The 15,415-nt window shown below is 67.9% G+C and carries 16 protein-coding genes; 11 read left to right on the top strand and 5 right to left on the bottom strand.

All coding sequences use genetic code 11. The annotated features are described in order from the left end of the window. Window positions 1-80: 80 nt before the first annotated feature. A complete protein-coding gene (gene dnaN / locus VPH43_RS16590; protein ID WP_328578836.1) occupies window positions 81-1,202 on the bottom strand; it encodes a DNA polymerase III subunit beta in 1,122 nt (373 codons plus the stop codon). A 219-nt stretch (window positions 1,203-1,421) separates the two neighbouring features. Then, on the bottom strand, window positions 1,422-2,903 hold the full coding sequence (gene dnaA / locus VPH43_RS16585; protein WP_328578835.1) for a chromosomal replication initiator protein DnaA: 1,482 nt from the start codon (window positions 2,901-2,903) through the stop codon (window positions 1,422-1,424). A gap of 179 nt (window positions 2,904-3,082) precedes the next feature. On the opposite strand from dnaA, the gene rpmH reads away from it, so the two are divergent. The 6 genes from rpmH (at window position 3,083) to VPH43_RS16555 (ending at window position 7,987) form a co-directional block, all read left to right on the top strand. Then, window positions 3,083-3,217, top strand: a complete 135-nt coding sequence (rpmH, locus tag VPH43_RS16580; RefSeq protein ID WP_007834827.1) for a 50S ribosomal protein L34 — start codon at window positions 3,083-3,085, stop codon at window positions 3,215-3,217. A gap of 34 nt (window positions 3,218-3,251) precedes the next feature. Next, window positions 3,252-3,731, top strand: a complete 480-nt coding sequence (locus tag VPH43_RS16575) for a ribonuclease P protein component (RefSeq protein ID WP_328578834.1) — start codon at window positions 3,252-3,254, stop codon at window positions 3,729-3,731. Window positions 3,732-3,767: 36 nt separating this feature from the next. Further along, entirely contained in the window at window positions 3,768-4,067 is a 300-nt protein-coding gene (gene yidD / locus VPH43_RS16570; RefSeq protein WP_328579004.1) for a membrane protein insertion efficiency factor YidD, read from the top strand. Continuing rightward, complete coding sequence (gene yidC, locus VPH43_RS16565) at window positions 4,064-5,794, top strand: membrane protein insertase YidC (protein WP_328578833.1); 1,731 nt, start codon at window positions 4,064-4,066, stop codon at window positions 5,792-5,794. The genes yidD and yidC overlap by 4 nt, the downstream gene beginning before the upstream one ends. 125 nt (window positions 5,795-5,919) lie before the next feature. Next, on the top strand, window positions 5,920-7,305 hold the full coding sequence (gene mnmE / locus VPH43_RS16560; protein WP_328578832.1) for a tRNA uridine-5-carboxymethylaminomethyl(34) synthesis GTPase MnmE: 1,386 nt from the start codon (window positions 5,920-5,922) through the stop codon (window positions 7,303-7,305). Between the two features lie 178 nt (window positions 7,306-7,483). Continuing rightward, window positions 7,484-7,987, top strand: a complete 504-nt coding sequence (locus VPH43_RS16555) for a cyclic nucleotide-binding domain-containing protein (protein WP_328578831.1) — start codon at window positions 7,484-7,486, stop codon at window positions 7,985-7,987. Window positions 7,988-7,991: 4 nt separating this feature from the next. Here the strand turns inward: VPH43_RS16555 and VPH43_RS16550 are convergent, their stop codons facing one another. Together VPH43_RS16550 and VPH43_RS16545 are read right to left on the bottom strand one after the other, a co-directional pair. Next, window positions 7,992-8,546 (bottom strand): adenine phosphoribosyltransferase, encoded by a 555-nt coding sequence (locus tag VPH43_RS16550; RefSeq protein ID WP_328578830.1) that lies wholly within the window; start codon window positions 8,544-8,546, stop codon window positions 7,992-7,994. A gap of 22 nt (window positions 8,547-8,568) precedes the next feature. Further along, window positions 8,569-10,569, bottom strand: a complete 2,001-nt coding sequence (locus VPH43_RS16545; RefSeq protein WP_328578829.1) for a cation:proton antiporter domain-containing protein — start codon at window positions 10,567-10,569, stop codon at window positions 8,569-8,571. A gap of 58 nt (window positions 10,570-10,627) precedes the next feature. Between VPH43_RS16545 and VPH43_RS16540 the strand changes: the two genes are divergently transcribed. The 4 genes from VPH43_RS16540 to VPH43_RS16525 are packed head-to-tail and all read left to right on the top strand — an operon-like array spanning window position 10,628 to window position 13,679. Next, on the top strand, window positions 10,628-11,602 hold the full coding sequence (locus VPH43_RS16540) for a KpsF/GutQ family sugar-phosphate isomerase (protein ID WP_328579003.1): 975 nt from the start codon (window positions 10,628-10,630) through the stop codon (window positions 11,600-11,602). Between the two features lie 2 nt (window positions 11,603-11,604). Next, window positions 11,605-12,192 carry a KdsC family phosphatase gene (locus tag VPH43_RS16535; RefSeq protein ID WP_328578828.1) on the top strand — a complete coding sequence of 196 codons (588 nt, stop codon included), beginning with the start codon at window positions 11,605-11,607 and terminating at the stop codon, window positions 12,190-12,192. Between the two features lie 16 nt (window positions 12,193-12,208). Continuing rightward, entirely contained in the window at window positions 12,209-12,859 is a 651-nt protein-coding gene (lptC, locus tag VPH43_RS16530) for an LPS export ABC transporter periplasmic protein LptC (RefSeq protein ID WP_328578827.1), read from the top strand. Window positions 12,860-12,887: 28 nt separating this feature from the next. After that, window positions 12,888-13,679, top strand: a complete 792-nt coding sequence (locus tag VPH43_RS16525; protein WP_328578826.1) for an SDR family oxidoreductase — start codon at window positions 12,888-12,890, stop codon at window positions 13,677-13,679. Between the two features lie 93 nt (window positions 13,680-13,772). Here VPH43_RS16525 and VPH43_RS16520 read toward each other — a convergent pair whose 3' ends face one another. After that, window positions 13,773-14,258, bottom strand: coding sequence for an RNA recognition motif domain-containing protein (locus VPH43_RS16520; protein ID WP_328578825.1), 486 nt, complete (start codon window positions 14,256-14,258; stop codon window positions 13,773-13,775). Window positions 14,259-14,471: 213 nt separating this feature from the next. Here VPH43_RS16520 and VPH43_RS16515 point away from each other — a divergent pair, with 213 nt between their 5' ends. Further along, complete coding sequence (locus VPH43_RS16515; RefSeq protein ID WP_328578824.1) at window positions 14,472-15,413, top strand: hypothetical protein; 942 nt, start codon at window positions 14,472-14,474, stop codon at window positions 15,411-15,413. Window positions 15,414-15,415: the final 2 nt, after the last annotated feature.

Raw genomic sequence — 15,415 nt, 5'->3', positions numbered from 1 at the left:
GCCGGCTGGAAAAAGCCGGCCCTGAAAAACGCTGAAGCGGGCTCGCAGCCCGCTTGCTGGGGAACACGCGGACAGCCGCGCTAGATCCTCATGGGCATCACAACGTACTTGAAGCCGGCCTGTTCCGGCACGGTGAACAGCGCGCTGGAGTTGGTGTCCTGCAGCTCCAGCTTGATCATTTCCTGGCTCATGTTGGCCAGCGCGTCCATCAGGTAGGTGACGTTGAAACCGATCTCGATGGTGTCGCCGTCGTAGTCGACTTCCAGCTCCTCCTTCGCCTCTTCCTGCTCGGCGTTGCTGGAGGCGATGCGCAGGGTGCCGGGCTCGATGTTCAGGCGCACGCCCTTGAACTTCTCGCTGGTGAGGATGGCCGCGCGCTGCAGGCTGGCCAGCAAGGGCGCACGGCCGAGCGTCACCGCGTTCTTGTGGTTCTTGGGGATCACGCGGTTGTAGTCGGGGAACTTGCCCTCGACCAGCTTGGTCACGAACTCCATGCCGCTGAAGCCGAACTTGGCCTGGTTGCCGGCAAAGCGCATCTCGATCGGCTGGGCGCTTTCGCCCTCCTTCTCGTCCTTGAGCAGGCGCTGCAGCTCCAGCACCGTCTTGCGCGGCAGGATCACCTCCTGCTTCGGGATCTCGACTTCCAGCGTGGCCTGCGCCAGCGCCAGGCGGTGGCCGTCGGTGGCCACCAGCGTGAGCGTCTTGCCCTCGGCCACGAAGAGGATGCCGTTGAGGTAGTAGCGGATGTCGTGCACCGCCATCGCAAAGTGCACCTGGTTGATCAGGCCCTTGAGGGTGCGCTGCGGCACGCTGAAGGCGGGGCCGAAGTCGGCCGCCTCGTTCACCAGCGGAAAGTCGTCCGACGGCAGGGTCTGCAGGGTGAAGCGGCTCTTGCCGCCCTGCAAGGTGAGCTTGTTCTGCGCTGCGGTCAGCGTCACCACCTGGTCGGCCGGCAGGGTGCGCAGGATGTCGATCAGCTTGCGCGCGCCCACGGTGGTGCTCAGGTTGCCGGCGTCACCACCCAGCTCGGCGCTGGTGCGCACCTGGATCTCCAGGTCGCTGGTGGTGAACTCCACGGTGTTGCCGGTCTTGCGCATCAGCACGTTGGCCAGGATGGGCAAGGTGTGGCGGCGCTCCACGATGCCGGCCACCGCCTGCAGGGCGCCCAGCAATTTTTCCTGCGGAGCTTTCAGAACAATCATGTCTTCCTCTTTAACTGGTCGTTCTAGTAGAGCGAGCCACAATCTGTGGAGAACGCTATTTTCGCCTGTTCTGGCAACGGTTTAGAACGGCGTGAACCCTGTGGGCCCGGGCCCGGAATGAAGGCTGGTAACAGACAACAACTTCGCCGCAAGCCCCTGACCTGTGGATGACTCCCCGGTTTCTCGGAAGTTGTCCCCAGGCTTGTGCTTTGACAACACTCAGCCCTTGAGGGTCTGTTCCAGCACGTGGAGTTGCTGGTTCAGCTCGGTGTTCTTGGTGCGCTCGCCACCGATCTTGCGCACCGCATGCAGCACCGTGGTGTGGTCGCGCCCGCCAAAGAGCTCGCCGATCTCGGGCAGGCTCTTCTGCGTGAGCTCCTTGGCCAGGTACATCGCGATCTGGCGCGGCCGGGCGATGGAGGCCGGGCGCTTCTTGCTGTACATGTCCGCGATCTTGATCTTGTAGAAGTCGGCCACCGTCTTCTGGATGTTCTCAACCGAGATCTGCCGGTTCTGGATGGAGAGCAGGTCCTTCAGCGCCTCGCGCGCCAGGGCGATGTTGATGTCCTTCTGGCTGAAGCGGCTGTAGGCCAGCACCTTGCGCAGCGCGCCCTCGAGCTCGCGCACATTGGCGCGCACGTTCTTGGCCACGAAAAACGCCACGTCCTCCGGCATCGGCGTGCCTTCGGCATCGGCCTTGCGGATCAGGATGGCCACGCGCATCTCCAGCTCCGGCGGCTCGATGGCCACGGTGAGGCCGGCGTCGAAGCGGCTGGTCAGGCGCTCGTCGATGTCCACCAACCCCTTGGGGTAGGTGTCGCTGGTCATGATGATGTGGGCCTTCTTGGCCACCAGCGCCTCGAAGGCGTTGAAGAACTCCTCCTGCGTGCGGTCCTTGCCGGCAAAGAACTGCACGTCGTCGATCAGCAGCAGGTCCAGCGAGTGGTACTTGGCCTTCAGCTCGTCGAAGGTCTTGCGCTGGTAGTTCTTCACCACGTCGGAGATGAACTGCTCCGCGTGCAGGTAGAGGATGCGCGCGTCGGGCTTGTCTCGCAGCAGCGCGTTGCCCACCGCGTGGATCAGGTGCGTTTTCCCCAAGCCCACGCCGCCGTAGATGAACAGCGGGTTGTACATCTGGCCGGGCGCGCCAGCCACGTGCAGCGCGGCGGTGCGGGCCATCTGGTTGGCGCGCCCGGGCACCAGGGTGTCGAAGGTGAGGCTGGTGTTCAGGCGGTTGCGCGACAGCGCCGCGGCGGCGTTGGTGGCGCCCGAGGGCATGCCGATCGGGCCGTTGGCGGCCGGGCCGTGGCCGCTGTTCACCGGCGCTGCCGGGGCGCTTTGCAAGGCGTTGCTCAGCACCTGGCCCACGCCCACCGGCATGCTGCGGGTCACGGCGGCCGCGCCGCCCACGGCGCTGCGCAGCGGCATCTCGCGCACGGCTTCGCGCGGCGCCAGGGCCAGCTCCAGCCGCACCGGCTTGCCGGCGAGCTCGGTCAATACGGTCTCGATGCGCGGCGCGTACTGCGTGCGGATCCAGTCGAGCTTGAACCGATTCGGGACGCGCACCGACACCACGGCGCCCTCCGCGCCGTCGTCGGACACATCCGCTGGTGGCAGCGGACGGATCCAGGTGTTGAATTGCTGTTCGGGCAGCTCGGCGGCCAAACGCTCACAGCCGCGCTGCCAGAGATCTGCGCTCATTGTGGATAGCTTGTTTTGGAGCGGCCGGATTGTACGTGCCCCTCTTCCCGGCCAGCGGTGGTTATCCACAGTTTTCAAAGCGCGGTCAATCCCCGTCAAACCCCGCGCGTTGCGGTGCAAGTCATTGACCGGAAAGGCGATTTTTGCTGTAATAGTGGGTTTCCCGGACGCAACACATCATGAAACGCACCTACCAAGCTTCCAAAGTCCGCCGCGCCCGCACCCACGGCTTTCTGGTCCGCATGAAGACCCGCGGTGGCCGTGCCGTGATCAACGCACGCCGCGCCAAGGGCCGCAAGCGCCTGGCTGTCTGACTCGCCTGATCAGGCTTACGCCCCTGGCCAGAGGATGGTCGGCCGCCGCGTGCACCCCCTAGTGCAGAGCGCCGATTTCGAACGCGTGCTGGGATCGCCGTCCAAGGCGCGCAGCCCACACTTTGCCGTTCACCATCTGGTTGCATTGCCGCATGTGAAGCCGCGGCCCGCGCCCAAGGCGCTTGTCCCCGAGTTGTCCACCGTCAGCGCACCAAGCGGGAGCGAAGTTGTGGATAACTCAAAACCTGTGGAGCCTGCACAGCCGTCCGGCCTGTGGCTGGGCACCGTCGTGCCCAAGCGGCATGCCAAGCGCTCCGTGACCCGCAACCTGGTGAAGCGCCAGATGCGCGCCGCCGTGGCGCGCCACGCCGAGGCCCTGGCGCACGGCCTGTGGGTGTTGCGCCTGCGCAGCCCGATCGACCGCAAGCAGTTCGGCAGCGCCGCCTCCGAGGCCCTGCGCTGTGCCGTGCGCGATGAGCTCGACACCATGCTGCGCCGAGCCGCGTCGCGCTGAATGCCGCGGCGCCCGCCCTTCGCCATGTTTGCGAACCTGCCGCAACGCTGCCTGATCGCGCTGGTGCGCTTTTACCGTTTTTTTCTCAGCCCCTGGCTGGGCAGCAGCTGCCGTTTCGAGCCCACCTGTTCCGCCTATGCGCTGCAAGCCCTGCAACGCCATGGTGCAGGCGCGGGCGGCGCGTTGACGCTGCGCCGGCTGGCCCGCTGCCACCCCTGGTGCGCGGGCGGGCATGATCCGGTGCCGGCCGAGCCGCCTCGCCTGTTCACGCGCTGGTGCCGGCGCGGCGCCGCCACCCCTTCCGAATCCCCCGTTTCCTCCTCGACCTCACCATGACCGATATACGCCGCACCGTGCTGTGGGTGGTGTTCGCTTCGTCCTTGCTGTTCCTGTGGGACGCCTGGAACACGCAGAACGGCCATTCCTCGCTCTTCAATCCGGGCGCCAAGCGGCCGGTGGCCACGGCGCCGGCCACGGGCGTTGCGCCCTCGGCCACGGGTGCTGCCGCCTTGCCTAGTGCCTCGGGTGCCAGCGCAACGGTCGCTTCGGCGGCCGTGCCGGCCGCTGCGGCCAGCGCGCCCGCGGCCGAGCTGGTCACCGTGACGACCGACACCTACAAGGCGACGCTGGATTCGCGCGGTGGTTCGCTGGTGCGACTGGAGTTGCTGCAGCAGAAGATCTTCGAAGAGCCGAATCTGTCGTGGTACCAGTCCATCGCGCAGGTGTTCACCGGGGGTCCCAAGCCGGTGGAATCGAACGTGGTGCTGTTCGACCACTCTGCCAGCCACACCTACATGGCACAGACCGGCCTGCTGCCGGCCAGCCTTCCGAATCACGAAACGGTGATGACGGTGCGCCCGGGCGAACGCACGCTCAAGCCGGATGCGAAGCAGCTGCAGGTGGTGTTCGAGTCGCCGGACACCAACGGCGTGCGCCTGGTGAAGACCTACACCTTCACACGCGGTGCCTACACCATCGGCGTGAAGCACGAGGTGAACAACACCTCCGCAGCGGCCGTCAGCCCGCAGCTGTACATGCAGCTGCTGAGGGACAACGCCGCCTCGCCCAACGAATCGTCGTTCTACAGCACCTTCACCGGCCCGGCGCTTTACACCGACGCCAGCAAGTTCAAGAAGATCGAGTTCAAGGACATCGACAAGGGCAGCCTGGACTTCACCAAGGCCGCCGACAACGGCTGGGCCGCGATGGTGCAGCACTACTTCGCCAGTGCCTGGCTGCTGCCCGGGCAGCAGCAACGCGAGTTCTTCGTCAACAAGCTGGCCAACACCAACCTCTACTCCGTCGGCATGCTGGTGCCGCTGGGCAGCATCGCCCCCGGCGCTGCCAAGGCGCAGGACGCCACGCTGTTTGCCGGCCCGCAGGAGGAAAAGAAGCTTGCCGCGCTGGCGCCGGGCCTGGAGCTGGTGAAGGACTACGGCTACCTCAAGCTCCTGGCTGAGCCGCTGTTCTGGCTGCTGGACCAGCTGCATTCGCTGATCGGCAACTGGGGCTGGGCCATCGTCGCGCTGGTGGTGGTGCTGAAGATCGCGTTCTACTGGCTCAATGCGAGCGCCTATCGCTCCATGGCCAAGATGAAGGCGGTGAACCCCAAGATCGCCGAGATGCGCGAGCGCCTGAAGGACAAGCCGCAGCAGATGCAGCAGGAGATGATGCGCATCTACCGCGAGGAGAAGATCAACCCGTTGGGCGGCTGCCTGCCGATCTTCGTGCAGATGCCGTTTTTCATCGCGCTGTACTGGGTGCTGCTGTCCAGCGTCGAGATGCGCCATGCGCCCTGGGTCGGCTGGATCCACGACCTGTCGGCCAAGGACCCGTACTTCATCCTGCCGCTGGTGATGACCGCCTCCACCATGTTCCAGACCTGGCTCAACCCGGCGCCGCCGGATCCGGTGCAGGCCAAGATGATGTGGATCATGCCGCTGGCCTTCTCGGTGATGTTCTTCGCCTTCCCGTCCGGCCTGGTGCTGTACTGGGTGACCAACAACATCCTGTCGATCGCGCAGCAGTGGTTCATCAACAAGCGGCTGGGTGTCACCAAGTAGCGGTGCGCTCAAGTTGCCGCGCCGCTTGCCGATAAGGCCAATGCGGGGTTCGGTCGACTGACCGATCAGGCGGCGCCCGGGCCGTTCAGCGCCCGGGCGCCCCACCCCGCGCCACAATGCCGGCCATGCTGCCGCGCCACCACGACCCGATCGTCGCGATCGCCACTGCGCCCGGGCGTGGTGCGGTCGGCATCGTGCGCGCTTCCGGCCGCCAGCTGCAGCCCTTGATCGAGGCCATCTGCCGCCAGCCGCTCAAGCCGCGCCATGCCACCTACCTCGGTTTTGCCGACGCCGATGGCCAGGCGATCGACCAGGGCCTGGCCATCCATTTCCCCGCCCCGCATTCCTACACCGGCGAGGACGTGCTCGAGCTGCAGGCCCATGGCGGGCCGGTGGTGCTGCAGCTGTTGCTGGCACGCTGCCTGGAGGCTGGCCGCGAGATCGGCCTGCGCTTGGCCGAACCGGGTGAATTCACCGAACGCGCCTTCCTCAACGACAAGCTGGACCTCGCACAAGCCGAGGCCGTGAGCGACCTCATCGACGCCAGCACCGAAGCGGCCGCACGTTCGGCCAGCCGCTCCTTGAGCGGCGCGTTTTCGCAGCAGGTGGACGGCTTGCGCCAGCAGATCGTGGACCTGCGCATGCTGGTTGAAGCCACGCTGGATTTTCCCGAGGAAGAGATCGACTTCCTGGAAAAGGCCGATGCCCGGGGCCGCCTTGCCCGCCTGCATGGCGCGCTGGCCGGCGTGCTGGACCGGGCGCATCAGGGCGCCTTGCTGCGCGAGGGCATCCGCGTCGTGCTGGCCGGCCAGCCCAACGTCGGCAAGAGCTCGCTGCTCAACGCGCTGGCCGGTGCCGAGCTGGCCATCGTCACGCCGATTCCCGGCACCACGCGCGACAAGGTCAGCGAGACGATCCAGATCGAAGGGGTGCCGCTGCACGTGACCGACACCGCCGGCCTGCGCGCCGACGATGAAACGCACGACGAGGTGGAGCGCATCGGCATTGCGCGCAGCTGGAGCGAGATCGAAGGCGCCGATGCGGTGATCTTCCTGCACGACCTCACGCGCCGCGACGAGGCCGGTTACCAGCGGGGTGAAGCGCGTGTGGCGCAGCGCCTCGGGCTGGCCGATGTGCATGCGGAGCATCCACGCGTGCTGCATGTGTTCAACAAGGCCGACGCCGCCGATGCCGAGGTTCCGGGGCTCAAGCTCTCCGCGCGCACCGGCAGCGGGCTGCAGGCGCTGCGTGCGGCCTTGCTGCAGCGCGCGGGCTGGCATGCCTCGCCGGAAGGTGTGTTCATCGCCCGTGCGCGCCACCTGCGCGCCTTGCAGCGCACGCGCGAGCACCTGGCCCTGGCCGAGGCCCATGCCGATGCACCCGACCCTGCGCTGGACCTGCTGGCCGAGGAGCTGCGCCTGGCCCACAACGCGCTCGGCGAGATCACCGGGGCCTTTTCGGCCGACGACCTGCTCGGCGAGATCTTCAGCCGCTTCTGCATCGGCAAGTGAGCCGCGCTGAACGCCGGCACGGCGTGCTGGCGCGTATCTCGAAGTAACAACCGCAGCCCATCCCGACCAGCGGCAGGGTGCTTCTGACAAGCGGAATCCCGCCCCCTGCTTCACGGGTTGTGGCCGGCGAGGGGGGTTCCCATAATCCCCATCACTTCACCGTCAGGAACGGCCAAAAGTGCTCACTCAACTTTCCAAGCCCATGGGCGCCGCCACGGACATCCAGCAGCTGGTGGATGCGGTGCAGACACTCAACGCGGAGGACGCCTACCGTGTCCGCCTGACGCCGGACCAGTGGCGCACGGTGGCCTCCTACCTCACGCGGCACGACATCCGCGCCGGCGACCTGCTGATCCAGCAGGGCGACCGCGAGCGCACGATGTACCTGCTGGAGCAGGGCAGCCTGCAGGTCTTTCTCAACAAGGGTGCGCCAGGTGCGAACCGCATCGCGATCCTGCGCCCGGGCTCGGTGGTGGGCGAGCCGGCATTGTTTGGCGATGGCCCGCGCATGGCGAATGTCGAAGCCATGAGCCCCTGCGTGGTGTGGGCCCTGCGTGGGCCCCGCCTGGACGAGCTCGCGGCGCGCCTGCCGGCGGTGGCCTTTGAGGTGCTGCGTGCCGCCGGTGCCGTGCTGGCCGTGCGCATGCGCGCCAACATGGAACGCCACATTCCGTTGACCTGACCGGTCAAGTGCCTTCGAAACTCACGAGAGTGAACAGCGGCAGGCCGGACGCGCGCAGCTTCGCCGAACCCTGCAGCTCGGGCAGGTCCACGATGGCCGCGCCTTCGATCACCGTGGCGCCCAGGCGCTCCAGCAGGCGGCGGCCGGCCATCATGGTGCCGCCGGTGGCGATGAGGTCGTCGATCAGCACCACGCGGTCACCTGGCTTCACCGCGTCGGTGTGCATCTCCACCGTCGCCGAGCCGTATTCCAGCTCATAGGTCTCTTCCACCGTGGTGAAGGGCAGCTTGCCCTTCTTGCGGATCGGCAGGAAACCGACGTTCAGCTCATAGGCGAGCACCGAGCCGATGATGAAACCGCGTGCGTCCAGGCCGGCGATGGCCTGCGGCTTCTCGTCGAAATAGCGGTGCACGAACTGGTCGATCAGCACCCGGAAAACACGCGGGTTCTGCAGCAGCGGCGTGATGTCGCGGAACTGCACACCCGGTGCCGGCCAGTCGGGCACCGTGCGGATGTGGGAGCGGATGTACAGCGCGGGGTCGTTGATCGGCTGGTGCATGGCGTGACAGGTGTACGAAGAATCAGTCGTGCAACAGGCGGGCCTCGGCCAGCGCCAGCGGCTCCGGCAGGCCGGACAGCACCAGGGTGTCGCCGGCGGCCAGCTGCAGCTGCTCGTCGGCCGCCACCACGCGGCCGGAGGCACCACGGCGCAGCGACACCACTTTCACGCCCACGGTCTGCAAGGCCAGTTCACCCAGGCGCCGGCCCAGGCTGGGCGCGTCCGGCGGCAGGTTCACGCTGAGCAGGCGTTCCTGGTGCAGCTCTTCTACCGTGTCGTCGTCCGCACCATGGAAGTAGCCCCGCAGCAGGCCATAACGTTTGTCGCGCGCATCGCGCGTGATGCGGATCACGCGCCGCATCGGCACACCCACCAGTGCGAGCGCATGGCTGGCCAGCATCAGCGAGCCTTCGATCGCCTCGGGCACCACCTCGGTGGCGCCGGCGCTGCGCAGGCGCTCCAGGTCGGTGTCGTCAAGGGTGCGCACCACCACGGGCACCGTGGGTGCATGTTCATGCACGTGGTGCAGGATCTTCAGCGCCGACGCGGTGTCGGGATAACTGATCACCACAGCGCTGGCGCGTGCCAGCCCGGCGGCCATCAGGCTGGGCAGCCGGGCGGCATCACCAAACACCACGTTCTGGCCTGCGGCGGTGGCCTGGCGCACACGGTCGGGGTCCAGGTCCAGCGCCATGTACGGGATGTGCTCGGCCTCCAGCAGGCGGGCCAGGTTCTGGCCGCTGCGGCCGTAGCCGCAGATGATCACGTGCTTCTCGGTCTTGATCGCCTTCTTGGCGATGCTGGTGAGTGCCACCGACTGCATCAGCCAGTCGCTGGCCGACAGCCGCATCACGATGCGGTTGCTGTACATCACGATGAAGGGCGTGGCCAGCATCGACAGCACCATGCTCGCCAGCACCGCGTTTTCCAGGTGCATGGGCAGCAGCTGGTGTTCGCGGGCCAGCGTGAGCAGCACAAAACCGAACTCGCCCGCCTGCGCGAGGTACAGGCCGGTGCGCAGCGCCACGCCGGGTGCGGCACCGAACCAACGCGCCAGCAAGGTGACCAGGCCGAACTTGAAGAGCACCGGCAGCACCGTGAGCAGCAGCACCAATGGCCATTGCTGAGCGACCACCCAAACGTCCAGCTGCATGCCCACCGTGATGAAGAACAGGCCCAGCAGCACGTCGTGGAAGGGGCGGATGTCGGTTTCCACCTGGTGCTTGTATTCGGTCTCCGCGATCAGCATGCCGGCGACAAACGCACCCAGCGCCAGCGACAGCCCGGCATGCTCGGTCAGCCAGGCCAGGCCCAGTGTCACCAGCAGAAGGTTGAGGATGAAGAGCTCTTCGCTCTTGCGCCGCGCCACCAGCGTGAGCCACCAGCGCATCACGCCCTGCCCACCCACCAGCAGCACGGTGAGCAGCGCCGCCGCCTTGGCGCCGGCCACAAGCAGCTCGCGCACCAGCGCCTCCGGGCTGGAGCCCAGGGCCGGGATCAGCACCAGTAGCGGCACCACGGCCAGGTCCTGGAACAGCAGCACGCCCATCACGCGGCGGCCGTGTTCGCTTTCCAGCTCCAGCCGCTCGACCATGAGCTTGACCACGATGGCAGTGCTGCTCATGGCCAGGGCGCCACCGAGGGCCAGGCTGCTCTGCCAGCCGAGCGACCAGCTGCGCCCCAGGGCCGTGAAGGCAAGCGCCAGCGCGGCATTGCCCGCCAACGCCGCCAGCATGGTGAGCCCCACCTGCGACAGGCCGAGGCCGAACACCATCCTGCGCATGCTGCGCAGCTTGGGCAGGTTGAACTCCAGCCCGATCACGAACATGAGGAACACCACGCCGAACTCGGCCAGGTGCTGCATGCTGGCCGAATCGTGGCCCAGGTCCAGCGCCTTCGGCCCGATCAGCACACCCACCGCGAGGTAGCCCAGCATCGGCGGCAGGCGCAGGGAACGGCACACCACCACGCCCAGCACGGCGGCGACGAGGTAGAGCAGCACGAGTTCGAGCGTCGAGGCCATCGGGGGATTGTTCTTAGAATGCCCGATCCTAGACCAGCCTTCCCCCGTGAAAGCCAGCATGCCCTTCGACGCCCAACGCGCGCTGGCGCTCGCCGTCCAGACCTTCGAGATCGAGGCGCGTGCGCTGCTGGGCCTGCGGGATCGCCAGGGCGAGGGGTTCGCCCGCGCGGTGCAGGGCATCCTGGAATCCAGCGGCCGCGTGGTCGTCACCGGCATCGGCAAGAGCGGCCACGTGGCGCGCAAGATCGCCGCCACCTTGGCGTCCACCGGCACGCCGGCGTTCTTTGTGCACCCGGCCGAAGCCAGCCATGGCGACCTCGGCATGGTGACCGAGGGCGACGTGGTGCTCGCACTGTCCAATTCCGGCGAGGTGGACGAACTCACCGCCTTGCTGCCGGCGCTCAAGCGCCTGAACATCACGCTCATCGCGATGACCGGCAAGCCGCAGTCCACGCTGGCCACGCATGCGGACATCGTGCTGAGCTGCGCGGTGGACCAGGAGGCCTGCCCGCTCAACCTGGCACCCACCGCCAGCACCACCGCGCAGATGGCGCTGGGTGACGCACTCGCGGTGGCGCTGCTGGACGCGCGCGGATTCCGCGAAGAGGACTTTGCGCGCTCCCACCCGGGTGGTGCCTTGGGCCGCAAGCTGCTCACGCACGTGCGCGACCTGATGCGCACCGGCGACGCGCTGCCGCTGGTCAGCAAGGACACCGGCTTCATCGACATGATGCATGTGATGACACGCAAGGGGCTGGGTGCGGCCTTCGTGGTCGACGGGCGGAAGATCGAAGGCATCTTCACCGACGGCGACCTGCGGCGCCTGCTGGAAGGCGGCGGCGACCTGCGCGGCCTGACTGCGCGCGAGGTCATGCATGCCAAGCCGCGCAGCATCCGCGAGGACGCGCTGGCGGTGGAGGCGGCCGAGCTGATGGAGCAGCACCGCATCAACCTGGTGCTGGTGGTCAACGCCCAGCAGGAGCTGGTGGGTGCGCTCAACACCAACGACCTGATGCGCGCGAAGGTGATCTGAGCATGCCCGCGCCCCAGGGTCCGGCCCTGCAATTCCCGCCCGAGCTGCTGCTGCAGGCGCAAGGCACGGGCCTCGGCCTGAAGGCCGCCATCTTCGACGTCGACGGTGTGCTCACCGACGGCCGCATCTACATCGGCGAAACCGGCGAGGTGTTCAAGGCCTTCAACACCCTGGACGGGCATGGCCTGAAGCTGCTGGCACAAGGTGGCATCACGCCGGTGGTGATCACCGGGCGCGATTCACCCGCCGTGCGCAAGCGTGTGGCCGACCTCGGCCTGCGCGAAGCGCTGTACGGCGTGCACGACAAGCTGGCGGCCGCTGAAGCGCTGCTGCCGCGCCTGGGTGTGGACTGGAACGAGCTGGCGGTCATTGGCGACGACTGGCCCGACCTGCCGCTGATGCAGCGCGCCGCTTTTGCCTGCGCGCCCGCCAACGCCCATGCCGAAGCCAAGGCCCTGGCGCACCACGTGACCGCCGCGCAGGGCGGCCACGGCGCGGCGCGTGAGTTCTGCGACCTGCTGCTGGTGGCCAGCGGCCGCTACGCGGCGCTGCTGCAAGGCCACCTCACCACGCTGGACGCCAGCCCTTAGGGCTTTGTTGACGGCCGTGGCCCTGCCCGCCCCCACCCCGCCCGTTGCGGCCGCGCATGCCCAGGTGCCCTGGCACTGGCGGCTGCGCGAACAGCTGTCGTCCTACCTGCCGTTGCTGCTGATGCTGCTGCTGGCGCTGTCCACCTGGTGGCTGGTGAAGAACTCGCCCCAGCCGGAGGAGCCGCGCGGCGCAGTGGTGCCGCGCCATGTGCCCGACTACACCATGCGCCACTTCGCGGTGCAGCGCTATGCGCCTGACGGCCGCTTGCGCGTGCGCATCGAGGGCGAGCAGTTGCGCCACTATCCGGACACCGACACGGTGGAGATCGACACCGTGCGCATCCGCGCGCTCGGGGACCAGGGGAGGGTGACCGTGGCCACCGCGCGCCAGGCCGTTGCCAACGGCGACGCCAGCGAGGTGCAGCTGCTGGGCGGGGCCCATGTGGTCAGCCGTGCCGGCGAGGAGGAACCGTTGGAATTCGAAGGCGAGTTCCTGCAGGCTTTCCTCAACACCGAGCGCCTGCGCTCGCACCTGCCGGTGCAGGTGCGCCACGGCAGCAACGTGCTGCGCGCCCAGGGCATGGACTACGACAACCTCAGCCGCACGCTGCAGCTCAAGGGCAAGGTGCACGCCACATTCGCACCGGCCCGGCGCGGCGGCCGCTGAAATCCGCCCCTGACCTTGCCGAGGCCGAATGACCGCCGATCCCCGCCCGCTCGTTTTCATCACCGGCGCTTCCAGCGGCATCGGCCAGGCGCTGGCCGCGCGTTTTTACGAGGCGGGCTGGCGCCTGGCGCTGGTGGCGCGCCGCACGGCGGAGGTGCAGGCCTGGGCCGCCACGCAGGGCTACGACGCCGCCCGGCTGGCGGTGTACGGCGCCGATGTCCGGGACGTGGACGCGATCACCGGTGCCGGCCGCGCCTGCATGGCCGCGCAAGGCCTGCCCGACGTGGTGATCGCCAACGCCGGCATCAGCGTGGGCATGGACACCGCGGAGTTCGCCGACCTGGAGGTGATGCGCGCCACCTTCGAGACCAACAACATCGGGCTGGCCGCCACCTTCCATCCGTTCGTTCGGGCGATGTGCGCGCGCGGCTCCGGCGCGCTGGTGGGCATTGCCAGCGTGGCCGGTGTGCGCGGCCTGCCCGGGCACGGCGCCTACTGCGCCAGCAAGGCGGCGGTGGTGAGCTACTGTGAAAGCCTGCGCGGCGAATGCCGGCCGTTCGGCGTCAAGGTGGTCACGCTTGCGCCGGGTTACATCGACACCCCGCTGACGCGCGAAAACCGCTACAGCATGCCCTTCCTGATGCAGCCCGATGCCTTTGCGGACCAGGCGTTCCGGGCGATCGCCGCCGGGGCCAGCTACCGGGTGATTCCCTGGCAAATGGGCGTGGTCGCCAAACTGATGCGAGCGCTGCCCAATTTCCTGTTTGACCGGCTGCTGGCAGGCCGCCCGCGCAAGCATCGCCAAGGCGAAAATCGATAAGCCGCAAATCTTGCCGCCAAAAGTAAAAAAGGCGGCTCGCCGAAGCTGCCGCCTTTTTATGCTGAAACGGCCGCGAGGCCGTTGCGCGCTGGCTCAGTAGCCGCCGCGGCTGCCGCCGCCGTAACCACCACCGCTGCCGCCGCCGCCACTGCGGCCGCCGCTGCCGTAGGGGCTGCGGCCACCGCCGCCGCCGCCACCGCCGTAGCCGCCACCACCACCGCCGCTGCGGCCACCACCGCCGCCGCCGCCGTAGCCGCCGCCACCACCGCCGTAACCACCACCACCGCCGCTGCGGCCACCGCCGCCGCCACCGAAGCCACCCGGACGCTCTTCGCGCGGGCGGGCCTCGTTCACGACGATGGCGCGGCCTTCGAGGGCCTGGCCGTTCATGCCGTTGATCGCGGCTTGCGCTTCAGCGTCCGAACCCATTTCCACGAAGCCGAAGCCCTTGGAACGGCCGGTGTCACGGTCCATCATGACCTTGGCCGACGTCACGACGCCGAACTGGCCAAACGCTTGTTGCAGAGATTCGTCGCGCACGCTGTAGGCGAGGTTGCCGACGTATAGCTTGTTTCCCATGGGGAAGCCCTTTCCAATCACTCAAAAATATCCATGTGGAGCTTCAACCCATCGTGAACCATTCAAGCGAAGGCGCCGCTGCCAGACACAGGTCGCCGATTATCTAGGCAATTTCAGGGGCTTCGTAAAGCCGTTTCCACCGAAGTGTTGTTTTGCACGCCCTGGGACAAACCCTGGAACCCCGCCAAAACGCACCTTTATGATCCCTGCCCGATGAACCTGGCTGCCGAACGTCCCCTGCTTGCACTGAACCGGGTGCTGGAAAGCATTCAATCGGTGCGCAACGGCGGGGCGCTGTATGTGCTGCTGGGCAGTTTTTCGATGGCCGGCCTACTGCTGGCCATGGCGCAGTCCGCGCTGGTCAAGGACGCCACGCTCTGGGGCGTGCTCCAAGGCGGCCTGGCGCTGACCGTTGCGTTCTATGGCGGCAATGCCGCCGGCCTGCTGGTGATGGACGAAGCGCGCGGGCGCCCCCCGCGCGAGGTGGCCCAGGCCGTGCGTGACGCCCTCGCCCATGCTCACCGCCTGCTGCTCGTGCTGCTCGGGTGCGGCCTGGTCGGCCTGGCATTGATCGGCGTGCTGATGGCGCTGCTGTGGTTGTGCCGCCTGCCGACCGTGGGCCCGTTGTTGTTCGGCCTGGTGGTGCCGCTCGGCGTGGTGATGCTGGGCCTCACGCTGCTGGCCGCCGTGGCGGTGGTGGGGCCGCTGGCCGCGCCGGCCACCTGGCGCGGGCTGGGGGTAAGGGCCACCTGGGCCTTCCTGCGCCGGCAGGTGCGCCGTCGCCTGCTCTTCGCCGCGCTGCTGAGTGCGGCGGCCAGCCTGCTGGCCGCGGTGGTGGGCGCCCTGGTGAGCTTTGCGGTCATCGCGGGTGGCCGGGCGGTGGCGGCCCTGGCCGTGCTGGTGGTGCATGTGGACCTGCCGCCGCAGCAGCTGATGGGCGGCCTGTTCGGTTATGGCCTGCGCACCCTGGGCGCCGCCGGCGCGCCGGCGGCGCAAAACGCCTACGGCGTGGCGGCGCTTGTCGGCGGCGGCGTGGTGTTTGCGCTGGCGCTGGTGCTGCCTGGCGTGGTGTACCTGCGCGGCATGTGCTCCGCCTACCTGGCGCTCGAAGAAGCCGACGCGCTGCACGGGCTGCCGCCCGCCCTCAACGACTGAAC

The organism is Ideonella sp. BN130291 (assembly GCF_036231905.1).
In the GTDB taxonomy this organism is placed as follows: Bacteria; Pseudomonadota; Gammaproteobacteria; order Burkholderiales; family Burkholderiaceae_C; genus CAMLIZ01.
This window is presented reverse-complemented; position numbering and strand designations above follow the sequence as displayed.